Raw genomic sequence first — 11,409 nt, 5'->3', positions numbered from 1 at the left:
TCCAATGCAACGACCAGCGCTGCATCCTTCACTTGACTCACGAGCGAACCGGGCCCCGACACCTCGATGGACCCAGGATCAATCCGGAGGGTCCCGAGGACCAGACTCAGGGGCAGGGTGCCGCTCACTTCTGCATGGACAGGGACAGTGATCGTCTCAAGGCGCTCAAGCTGGACATTGACTTCGTTGGGAGCAACGGTCTCTACTGTCACGCCAGTAAGCCCAACGACCTGAGCTTGAACCGATGTAATAAAGGAGCCCTCGCTTCTTCCCCGTAAGTCGACAGTGGGTGTCACATAGCCGCCTGTGATGTTCCACAGTGTATTCATGGGACCACGAAGTGTCACGGTGACCGTGGGAAGCGTCCCTGCCAGAACGTACCCCTGAGGTACGTTCACTGCCATCAACTGGGTCTCGACGGATTTCGTCGTGTCAGGGCCCCGGATGCCAACGACGTAGACCCAGAGCAGAACGGCCAAGAACACAGAGATGATCTTGGAGTTGAACAACATAGCGCCGATATTACGCTTGGCCATCTCCACCCCCCTGTTGCCCGTTGGACTTCCGTCTACGGAAAACTCCGGTCATATTGAACCTGTGCTCGCTGGCTATGGGCTTTGTCATGACCAGTAGCATTCCCCTGAGCTCAAGTGGGCTCAGATAGCGTGTCAATTTTCCGCGTACTGCAAGAGAAATGACCCCTGTCTGCTCGGATACGACGACAACAATGGAATCAGTCTCCTCCGTAATGCCGATGGCAGCACGGTGCCTTGTTCCAAGTCCGCGTTCCAGGTCTGCGCTTGCAGTCAATGGAAACAGACACCTCGCGGCAACGACACGATTGCTCGCTATGATGACACCACCATCATGGAGTGCGCTATTGGGGTAGAAAAGCGTGGACAGTGTTTCGGCTCTCACCAGCGCGTCAAGCCGGACTCCGGTCTCGACATAGTCTTCGAGACCCGTTTGTCTCTGCAGGCAGATGAGTGCCCCGATCCGATTCATCGACAGGTACTTGACACTCTTCACAATCTCATCAACAGACTCTTCCCAGTCGTGGACGTCCGTGAACTGGGTGTGCGTGTCAGATGACACCAGTTTGCTGCTGCCAAGTCGACCGAGCATCCGCCGCAATTCTGGCTGGAAGACCATGACTAGCAGCAACGGAAGGAACGACGTCGAGAAACTGCGCAACCAGCTGAACACGCTGTTGAGAGCCAGCAGCCCAGCTTTGAGACTGAGCCACTCGACTCCGAACACGAGCAGGTAGTAGATCACGAGACCCTGAGCCAACTGCAGCGCACGCGTGTTCGAGATGAGTCTCAAGACGGCGTAGAAGAGAAGAGATGTCAGAGCGACGTCAATGACGATAGAAATTCCTCGTCCTGGCGTAAGATTCACGAACAGATCAGCAAGAAACCTCTGCAGGAAAGCCATATCACCTCTCAGCAATAACGATCATGCGTTTGGACTCAGGTCCAAACCGTGACCCATCATAATCACCACACCAGCGTTCGGGTCGCAGTCCCGCTGCCTCAAGCAGCGCTGCCAGCTCAGCTACAGTATACATGCGCAGCACGCGATGGTACTCACAACGCTCTCCCCCCCTCAGGACAACGCGTCTCGTGGAAACAGTGCCATGTCCCGCATCGAATCGGCGTTTCTCACAGACAAGTCCCTGCTCATTTTCATGCCATTCTTCGGGTACAAAGTGTTTCACGATATAGTCACGGTTCTCGACGTCGAGGACGACATGCCCGCCCCGCCTGGTGTGCTCCGAGACTCTCCGAAGTATCTCTAGGTCACCGATCTCACCATAGTAACCGAACGAGCTCCAGAGTGAGACAGACAGATCCGCTCTCACGTGAAGCTTCATGATACGACTGTCCATTGCATAGAACTCGGCTTTCAAGCCCATCTGCGCAGTACGCTCGCGGCACACAGCGATGTAGTCTGCATTCATGTCCACGCCCGTTACCCTGAACCCAAGTCTCGCAAGCTCAATGCTATGCCGTCCAACACCGCATCCAACATCGAGAACGGCGGCTCCCGGGAGTACCGCACACAGCCTCAGGAGCTGCTGCACCTGGTACCTTGTTCTGGCCGGTTCTACCGTGTCCAGAAAAAGGCGCCTGTATGTATCGTCAAAGTATTCCTGTGTCCAGTCTGTGGTCATCATATGTCATAAATATTAAGGCATCAGGGCCAAAATGCAACACGAAAGCAGCTCTCGGACTTGTCTTCACTCAGCTCTTCCTTGACAGTGGCGCCCATACCCTTAGCATATTGGTATGAGAACTTGGCGATGCATCATGTCCGGCATCGGCACTCCATATGAGAACATGGCTACAGACGAGGCACTGTTTGACACTGCCTGCGCGTCGGGTGTTCCAGTTCTCCGTTTCTATGGGTGGACACCTGCCACCGTATCCCTTGGCTTTGCGCAGCGAGCTTCAGGGGCTCTGGACTTCACCGAAATGGACAGGAGACATGTTGCATGGGTTCGACGCCCTACGGGGGGTCGAGCGGTACTTCACGACATGGAAGTCACCTACTCGGTGTCGATACCACAGTCGGATCCTCTCTATGCCCTGGGGCTGGAGGCGTCATATGAGTGGATATGTGGGCCGATCGTCGCGGCTCTCCTGGCCGTTGGAGTATCAGCCACACTTGCTCCACATGGCTCCACCGGCTTTGTGTCCGCATCGTGCTTCACCGCGCCCGGAACCACCGACATCGTTGTTCGTCAAAGGAAAATTGTCGGCTCGGCACAGATGCGGACGCGGGACGGATTCCTCCAGCACGGCTCAGTCGTCCTGAAAAATGACCTGGAAAAGCTCTTTGCCGTAGTCCGGACATCCCAACCAAATGTGCACGATGCCGCACAGCGGGCTGCTCGTCTTATGACCAACGTCAGCGACGAGGCTCACCGAGTCGTCACATTCGGCGAAATGACAGATGCACTCATTACAGCCTTCTCGGCTGCCGAAGGTGTCCGTCTCCTTGCCGATTCCCTTACTCAGCGAGAGGCACTCGACGCTACCAGCATTGTCGCTCGGAAATACGGCAGAGAAGACTGGAACGCTTTAAGATGAGAGGAATCATGGTATAGTTCTATGATTATTATCTGAGTCGTCTGTCTACAGAGGCAGACCCGACCGAGGAGTGACAGAATGGGAAAAGAAAGCAGGATCAGACAGGAACGCAAGGAGGGACTCGTCGAGAAACCGGGGGCGTATCACAAGGATCGGTTTCCCATTGTCATGCGAGTCATTGCGCTCGTACTCATTGTAGCACTCGCCACATGGGGCTCCCTCTTTGCAATCAAGAGCGTTACCGGAACGATAGCATATCAGGTCGGCACCGGGAAAATCCTCCAGTCCGATATCACGGCGCGAGTCCAGAATTATATAGACATGTATAAGCAGTACGGAATGGACCTGACAGCCGCAGAGAATGCCAGCACTCTCAAGTCCGTTCACCAAGACGCTATAGACAGCTCAATCGAGCAGGAGCTGTTCATCCAATATGCCAAATCCAAGAATATGACGATCGACCCGGCCAAGCTGAAAACTGCTCTCGACACAGAAGTCGAGAGTGCCGTCGCGCAGTCACAGCAGCAGTTTGGTACGGACACTAAGGGCTTTAATGACGCCGTCATAGCTCAGTATGGCTCGCTGGATAAGTTCAAAGCCGCGCTGCGCCCTCAGATTCAGCCATATGTTGAACGGCAGCAACTTGCTGACGCAGTGACTGCCGAGATCAATGCCAGCGTCACCGTCTCGGACGCCGATGTCAGGACCTACTTTGCCTCTCAGGGACGGGTCAACGCCGACCATCTCCTCATCAATATAGACGCTGCCAATGACTCTTCTTCGACAATCGCTGCAAAAAAGAAGGTCGCTCAGGCGATCTATGACGAGGTCGTGAAACAGAAGGCTGAAAATGCCACATTCGATTTCGCCAAGTACGCGCAGGAGAAGGCGGCTGAGCTCAACAAAAAGACTCTAGGATATGCTACCTACGAGGCTCTGGGTTTCTTCACCAAAGGACAGATGGTTAAAGAATTCGAAACTGCAGCCTTCGCCGCCAAGACGGGCGACATCGTAGGACCCATCCAGACTAGTTTCGGCTTCCATATCATTCACAAGATCGCTCAGGAACCTGTCAGCGCAATCTATGACACGGCCGAGACGGCGAAAGCCGCGCATATCGTCCTCGGCTTCGGAACCGGAGATCAGACAGCTGGAGCAAAGGCCGCGGAGACCCTTGCAAACAAAGTGTATGCAGAGCTCCAGAAGGGCTTGTCGTTCAAGGCCGCGATCACGAAGTATTCCACCGATGCCGACGCCAAGACGGGGGGAATCCTGGACTATTTCTCGAACGTGGGTGATGAGACCCGCTTCACCGCCCTCAGCGGTCTGAAGACCGGCCAGTACTCAAAACCCTTTGTCGATGGTTCTTCTTATGAGATCGTCCAGCTTCTGGACCGAAAGCCGTTCGTGAAATCGACCCTAAGTGACAAGACTACATATGACACGGTCAAGACTGCTCTGGAAGATGAACGAAAGGCAGACGCAAAGACCGCCATGGTGACCAAACTCAAGGTGCAATTTCCCGTCCGCGAGGGTCAGTGGTCACGTATCACCCAATGGTATAGTCGTGGTATCGGCAAGGTGTTCGGGTCAATTGGGCGTTGGATCGTCAAAGCTACCGGCAAGGGAACAACGACGACTCCGCCTGTGACAGGCGTGCCAACCACTCCATCAGCGCAATAGCCATGCTTTCGAAAGACGGCATCGATCCATCCAGAAAGACGATAGTCCAGGCGCGCCCAAGGTTCTTTCTCATTGCGGCATCACCTCTCCTGGTCGCCCTTTTGGCAACAATCGTTGCCATCCCAATAGCAGGTTCACGCAACGTCGCCTTCTACGTCAATGACAAGCCAGTTACTGAGGAACATGTCTCGGCAATGATTGTGGACCTGCCATTCGACGAGACCAGCAACCACTATAACACACGACTGGATCTCGGAAACCCTTCAGACCCAAAGATGCAGTATCTTGCTGCAGGGTTGAAGACAGAAGCCATTCAACGACTCATTGTCATGCACGCTCAATCCGATGAAGCTCTGCGACTGGGAATCGTCGTGAGTCCATCGGCCATCGACGCTGCCGTCGAGGCTTATGTGAAGGACCACGCCTCACCAGACGACACGACCGAGACCGAGAGACTGAAGTCTCCGGATATGCGCTTGTACATCCAGCTCTGGGCTACTTCCAAAGCCTATGAAGAAAGCCTGACGAAGGAAGCCACAGTGTCGTCAACTGAAGTGCGCGAGTATTTCGCTACATGGGGCTGGAACTATACGGACGCGGCAGGGCACAAGCTCACCTTTGAGCAGGGAAACGCAAGGCTCACGAAAGATGCTCTGGCGAACAAGAAGTTCCAGCTGATCCTTGAAAACCGGGCACAGCTTCTCAAGAAGGAGACCAGTCTTGTGAGTGGTGATACACGATACAAGCGGTTCATGAGGTGGTGGGATACCATGTTTGGCATCCAGGTCCCGGATTCACTTGAACCACTGCAGGTCGGCGCAGGCTCGTGACACGCCCACGAAGAGAGGCTCCGGCTGGCTCGACCGCCCCGGAGAACCCCAGGAACACTAGCCCAAAGACAAACCGTCCGCCTCGCAGCAGACGGTCCAGAACGGACACCCGCCAGAGTAGTCCTCAGACTCAGCCGGCATTAAGCAAGTACGGCGAGCTACTTCAGGACATCCAGGATGAAACGAGTTTCTTCCTTCCCGTAGATGCACTCGGTGCCGGAACGCACAGATACCTTTATCATCTGGGAGACTTCTCGGCCGCAAACGCTGCGCAAATGCAGCGGTTTCTCGACGACAAACGTGAAGTGCTAACAAGGCTCGAACAAGGGAAACTCGGGAACAGCGAGCACCGCTCAGCGCTCATCCTTCGGCCCTACATGAACAGCTTGTCCGTCCTGATTGGAGCCGGGTATTTCGGGGACACTCTCTGGCAACTGCGCAACGTCCGGCGGGGTCTCTACCAGTTGCTGTATATGACAGAGATTCCCGTGTACGTCCGTGGAAAGGCTCTCATTCGCCGGCTCGAGGAACTGTCGACATCCCCGACCGCGCCCGCAGAAGAACTCCAGCTGCGTTCAGGTTCTCACCAGAAATTGGCTCTTGAGGAATTGCATATCATTGACCAATATCTCCTCTTCGCGGAAGACAGGGCCAGCCGATTCGATGACAAGCAGGCTATTGCAGAGCGCATCCTCAGGGCACGCCAGTACATGAGTAGACTGGAACCACGGCTGGCTCACTCCACCAGTACAGGTGACTCCACCCGGGACCCAATACTCTCTGTCCTGCTGCCATCACTCGAAGAGGCAAGCACGAAAGAAGCACAGGAGCGTCTGGAACACGAGATAGAGGCATTGAAGCGTCAATTGAGCGAGACCGCTGCGCAGCTTGACGCCTCCAGAAGCACCGACGAGGTTGTCAATGACGTTCTCCGGACTTCTCTTGCGCGGCGCATGGATCAAGCAACCATCGATGATTGGATGAACAAGGACTATCCCCGCCTCCACTCGTTTTTCCCTGGCTACAAACTCAAGTCCGTACCCGTGTTAGGAGACGAGTCCGCGACTCGCCCGGCCTATGATGATCCAGAGGCAGTTGCCCTGAAGGGTGCCTCGCTCGACCACCGACAGACTGTCTGTCCAATAACGTCTTCCCGTCGCTGGCTTTCACCCGAGATCGCTCTCATGATGACGTATTTCCCTGGTAAGGCTTACATTCAGACCGCAATCAGCAGCTGGGACCCATGTCTGGCATTTCATGTTCAGCGAGAGGTATTCATCACGGCACTTTCGCTGTTCGAACTGCAGAACATCGCCAATCTTGATGGCATGCTGACGCCTCAGAACAGTCTGCTTACGACGCTCCAGCTGCTCATCGAGGACGCGGCAGCCGCTCTCGATATCGAGATCCTGCAGAACAGGCTGTCCCATCATGACGCCTGCTCGTTTCTTCAGGAACGCGTCCCGTTGCCTCCTGATCTTGCATCGTCGTTCTCATCGATCGCCACGTTCGACTTTGGCGTCTCTCTCGCCCGGTTCATGTTCCGCGCTCACTTCCGTGAAATGCGTAGAATCTCCCGGACCAGCAACAAGAAAGTCTCCTGGGCCTCGTTCTACCAGAATATCTTCGAGCAGGGTACGTTCGACCCAGCTCAGCTCAAGAATCCATGAGCGGGGAGCCTCAGCCCACGACGGCCGGCGGCGACCGTCCCCTGTTCCTTGCCATCGCCGGTAACATCGGCGTAGGAAAATCTACCCTGACCCGTCATCTTGCCGACAAGTGGGGGCTCACTCTACTCCCTGAGCCAGTCAAACAGAACCCTTTCCTCAAACTCTACTACGATGATCCCAAGCGATGGGGAATACAGTCACAACTCTTCTTCCTGACACAACGGGTGAGACTCTTCAAGGAAGCCGGCGCGCTGAATCACGCCAAGATCGTGGACCGCACCCTGTATGAGGACGCAGAGATATTTGCCCGTACAGCGCTGTCACGCGTCGAATACCAGGTCTACCTGCAACTGTACGAGTACCTGCTGGAGAATCTCCCGGTACCCGACCTTGTTGTCTATCTCCGCGCATCCACAAAAACGCTCTCACGACGTATACAGTCGCGGGGACGTTCGTTCGAGAAGTCTCTGCCCTCTTCCTACCTTCGGAAACTCAACGAGCGCTACGAGGCATGGGCAAGCTCGTTTTTGCGCGCCCCGCTGATTGCCATCGATACAGACGATCTTGATTTGTTCAGCCTCTTTGGTGAGTATGAGAGAGTCACCGACCGTATTGCTGAAGCGCTTCTCCAGAAAGGACTGACATGGCAACACACGACTACGATACCCAGGCGTTCCTGAGCATCTTCCCAGAATCTCTGCAAGAGGCACTCGAGCGGCTCGACCGATTCGATGAACTCGTCGAGGTCGTGCTGGATCTTGGACGTGTCCCAGAAGCTCGATTTGAATTCGACTTCGTTCCCCTCAGCGAGAGTACGGTCGCGAAGGGGGACATCGACTTCATCGTCCGAAAAGTCGGAGAATTCGACCGGGACAACCGGGGCGGAATCGAACAGACGCTGCATCGCATTTCCGTCATCCGGAACAGGCACAACGACGTCGTCGGACTGACATGCCGGGTTGGGCGCGCTCTATATGGCAAGATCGAGATCATTGAAGACCTCGTCAAGAAAGGCTCGAGCATCCTGATATTGGGCCGACCTGGTATAGGCAAGACAACGCTGCTACGCGAGGCTTCCCGGTACATGAGCGATACGCTGAAAAAACGCGTCATCATCGTCGACACCAGCAATGAGATCGGTGGGGATGGTGATGTGCCCCATCCCGGCGTCGGATCTTCTCGTCGTATGCAGGTACCGCTCAACAAAGAGCAGCACGACATCATGATCGAAGCAGTGGAAAACCACAATCCCGAAGTCATCGTCATAGATGAAATCGGCCGCATCGAAGAGGCGCAAGCATGCCGGACGATCGCTGAGCGCGGCGTCGAACTCATTGGAACGGCGCATGGCAACGATCTGAGCAACCTTATCACCAACCCGACCCTCATCGACTTGCTCGGAGGCATCCAGACTGTTACGCTGAGTGATGAAGAAGCGCAGCGCCGTGGGACACAGAAGAGCGTTCTCGAGCGTAAGTCTGCTCCCACATTTGACGTCCTCGTAGAACTGCGTGAACGCGACGTCCTAGCTGTATACCGTGATCTGGCAGACGTCGTCGACAGAGTTCTGCGCGGCTTCGACGTGCAACCCGAGATACGCAGGAGAAAGGTTGGGAAGGACTTCGTGATCGAACCTCCTCATCAGGAAGGAACTTCCACTTCGCAGCCTGGCAGCGAGCAACTGTGGACACAGGATTCCAGCGTCAGACTGTACATCCAGGGAGTCAGCCAGAGCTATATCGAGCGAGCTTCTCACAGTCTGCATGTCGACGTACGGGTCGCCCGCACGATGGAGGATGCAGACATCGTGCTGCTCAGCGATACACTCGCAGCCAAGAAACCATTTCTTGTAGAACGAGCCGAGGCACTCGGACTGCCGTTGTATACCACCAGCAAGAACAGTCTGGCTGCCATCAAGGACCTCCTCAGACGCATCCACTCGATGTCCGTGGACAAGGAGCAGTATGCTTCATGGATTCACCTCATGCGCGAAGCCGTCGTCTCCTCTGCCTCGCGTGAACTGCCATATTCCAGTGCCTTCGAGCGGCGGATGCAACACAGACTGGCAGAACGACTTGGGCTGTTCAGTGAGAGCGAAGGCATCGAGCCATTCCGGCGCGTTGTCGTGTACTCTCCGACGATGAAGCCGACTCAAGGGCCACCAGGAGCAGTGTGATGCGACGCGCCTTCTTTCTGACCTTCGAGGGGATCGACGGATGCGGCAAGAGCACGCAAGCTGAACGGCTCAAGCAAGCGCTGACGGAGCGACTATTTCCTGTCACACACACATTTGAGCCGGGAGGAACGATGCTCGGGCGGAAGCTCCGCACGATCCTCGTGCATGATGAGCTCAACCTGTCCCTGTTCTCTGAAGTGTTGCTGTTCGCGGCCGACCGCAGACAGGACATCGATGAGATCATCAACCCCGCTCTAGACCGCGGCGACATCGTCATTGGTGAAAGGTTTGCAGATTCATCGATCGCCTATCAGGGGATTGCAGGAAACGTCGGCAAAGAACGAGTCGAGCGACTCATGGATATCGTCACCTCGGGCCTGGTCCCCGACCTGACGCTGCTTCTGGATATCGATCCGCGCGTTGCCCTGGCCCGGAAGACCGACCTCGACCGGATCGAGCAACGAGGCCCATTCCTCGACGTCGTGCGCCGCGCCTTTCTGGACATGGCCACTAGCCAGCCGGAACGATGGGTGACTATCGACGCGGCTCGTTCTGCGGATAACGTCTTCAGCGACGTGCTCAAGGCAGTGTTGAAACGACTGGAATAACGGAGGTATGAACATGTCCGAACGACATTCTCACGAACCTGACCGCATCGACGAACTTCTTGGCAGCCTCCACGAGTCACGGATGGCACAAGAAGCTCCTGCTGGAATCAGCGTGCTTCCACCAGCCCCGCAGCGCCCTCACAGAAGCAGGATCTGGATCGTGTTCGTACTGATTGCCGCAGTTGCGGCCGCGGCGGTCTTTTTGCTTCTCCAGGGAAGAGCAGCCAGTCTGAATATCCGATCATTTCCATCAGGGGCGATCGTGTTCCTCGATAAACAGCAAGTCGGAACGACACCACTGGTACTGCCCCACGTGACCCCGGGGACTCATGCGATACAGATCCGCATGTCTGGCTGGGACACCTGGAACGGCGCCACGACAGCGGCGAGGGGATCCACTACGCAAGTCATTGCAAACATGACGCACGCTGCCTATTCACTGATCGTCACATCTACGCCGCCCGGTGCAACAGTGACACTCGATGGAACAACCAAAGGCGTCACACCTTTGACATTGATAGGCCTCAAACCACGCAACTATGGGCTGGTGATTTCCCTCAAGGGCTACGCCGCAATCTCGCGCACAGTCGACCTTTCCGATGGGACACAGAGCACGCAGGACTTCTCTCTCATAAAGGCCTTTGGCAAACTAAGCATCGTGTCAAACCCTGCCGGAGCTCAAGTCATCATAGACGGCAAATCACGCGGGGTGACACCGTTGAAGGTCGACTCCTTCCCTGTCGGTGACTACGCTCTGACACTGAAACTGGATGGGAGCACCGACATCACTGACACGCTCTCGGTTAAAGCGGGAATCCCTCTGGCAAAGCAATACAAGTTCGACGCTGAGCTTGGTGAGCTTGCCGTCTCCACTGATCCTGCTGGAGCATCCGTTACAATTGATGGCCAAGTCATGAGTCAGATCGCGCCCTTCACATTCAGCAAATTGAAGGAGGGCACGCATGAGGTTGAGCTGGATCTGCCAGGGTATCTCCCATGGTCAGGCGAGGCATCAGTGTCCAAAGGACAGACAAGTCGCCTCTCCATCGCCCTCACAAAGTTGCAATAGCGACAGGTTGACTGGGAACATCTCAGCGCATATACTACTGAAGCCGTACAGGACGGGGAGACAGCGGTGCCCTGTTGCCCGGAATCCGCTCACCGGGGTCCATGCTGAGCATGCGGGGTGCACGTTTCCGAAACAGTCCCTGTTGAAGGCGTTGAAGGCTGCAAACCATGCAATGGGAAGCTCTGAACTCTGCCAGGTCCGGAAGGAAGCAACAGTACTGAGTAGAACATGTGCCGTGGCCCGATGCAACTGGAGCCGGAGACAGTCGACCACGCCGG

At 55.6% G+C, this 11,409-nt stretch carries 11 protein-coding genes and 1 other RNA gene; 9 read left to right on the top strand and 3 right to left on the bottom strand.

Going from position 1 to position 11,409, the window contains the following annotated elements; all coding sequences use genetic code 11:
- The 3 genes from SMC5_RS01470 to SMC5_RS01460 all read right to left on the bottom strand — a co-directional run.
- Positions 1 to 536, bottom strand: a 536-nt coding sequence (locus SMC5_RS01470; protein WP_133299135.1) for a CdaR family protein, incomplete at its 3' end; no start/stop codon positions are given.
- A complete protein-coding gene (gene cdaA / locus SMC5_RS01465) occupies positions 523 to 1,437 on the bottom strand; it encodes a diadenylate cyclase CdaA (protein WP_119119302.1) in 915 nt (304 codons plus the stop codon). The genes cdaA and SMC5_RS01470, both read right to left, overlap by 14 nt.
- A 1-nt stretch (position 1,438) precedes the next feature.
- Complete coding sequence (locus tag SMC5_RS01460) at positions 1,439 to 2,179, bottom strand: class I SAM-dependent DNA methyltransferase (RefSeq protein WP_119119301.1); 741 nt, start codon at positions 2,177 to 2,179, stop codon at positions 1,439 to 1,441.
- A 112-nt stretch (positions 2,180 to 2,291) separates the two neighbouring features.
- Here SMC5_RS01460 and SMC5_RS01455 point away from each other — a divergent pair, with 112 nt between their 5' ends.
- The 9 genes from SMC5_RS01455 to ffs all read left to right on the top strand — a co-directional run.
- Complete coding sequence (locus SMC5_RS01455; protein WP_119119300.1) at positions 2,292 to 3,095, top strand: lipoate--protein ligase family protein; 804 nt, start codon at positions 2,292 to 2,294, stop codon at positions 3,093 to 3,095.
- Positions 3,096 to 3,173: 78 nt separating this feature from the next.
- Complete coding sequence (locus SMC5_RS01450) at positions 3,174 to 4,778, top strand: peptidylprolyl isomerase (protein WP_119119299.1); 1,605 nt, start codon at positions 3,174 to 3,176, stop codon at positions 4,776 to 4,778.
- A gap of 2 nt (positions 4,779 to 4,780) precedes the next feature.
- Positions 4,781 to 5,608, top strand: a complete 828-nt coding sequence (locus SMC5_RS01445; RefSeq protein WP_119119298.1) for a SurA N-terminal domain-containing protein — start codon at positions 4,781 to 4,783, stop codon at positions 5,606 to 5,608.
- A gap of 275 nt (positions 5,609 to 5,883) precedes the next feature.
- A complete protein-coding gene (locus tag SMC5_RS01440) occupies positions 5,884 to 7,278 on the top strand; it encodes a hypothetical protein (protein WP_119119297.1) in 1,395 nt (464 codons plus the stop codon).
- Positions 7,275 to 7,958, top strand: a complete 684-nt coding sequence (locus SMC5_RS01435; RefSeq protein WP_119119296.1) for a deoxynucleoside kinase — start codon at positions 7,275 to 7,277, stop codon at positions 7,956 to 7,958. Before SMC5_RS01440 ends, SMC5_RS01435 begins: the two co-directional genes overlap by 4 nt.
- The gene (locus SMC5_RS01430) at positions 7,922 to 9,454 is read left to right on the top strand and encodes a R3H domain-containing nucleic acid-binding protein (RefSeq protein WP_119119295.1); all 1,533 of its coding nucleotides are present in this window, start codon (positions 7,922 to 7,924) and stop codon (positions 9,452 to 9,454) included. Before SMC5_RS01435 ends, SMC5_RS01430 begins: the two co-directional genes overlap by 37 nt.
- Positions 9,454 to 10,062, top strand: coding sequence for a dTMP kinase (gene tmk, locus SMC5_RS01425; protein WP_119119294.1), 609 nt, complete (start codon positions 9,454 to 9,456; stop codon positions 10,060 to 10,062). The genes SMC5_RS01430 and tmk overlap by 1 nt, the downstream gene beginning before the upstream one ends.
- A 13-nt stretch (positions 10,063 to 10,075) precedes the next feature.
- Positions 10,076 to 11,131 carry a PEGA domain-containing protein gene (locus SMC5_RS01420; RefSeq protein WP_165846163.1) on the top strand — a complete coding sequence of 352 codons (1,056 nt, stop codon included), beginning with the start codon at positions 10,076 to 10,078 and terminating at the stop codon, positions 11,129 to 11,131.
- A 43-nt stretch (positions 11,132 to 11,174) separates the two neighbouring features.
- An RNA gene (gene ffs / locus SMC5_RS01415) (signal recognition particle sRNA large type) lies at positions 11,175 to 11,409 on the top strand; the annotation flags it as partial.

Origin of the sequence: Candidatus Cryosericum odellii, from assembly GCF_003570935.1 — a bacterium.
Classification (GTDB): Bacteria; Caldisericota; Caldisericia; order Cryosericales; family Cryosericaceae; genus Cryosericum; species Cryosericum odellii.
Note: the sequence above shows the minus strand (reverse complement) of the source record. Positions and strands in the feature narration are given on the sequence as shown.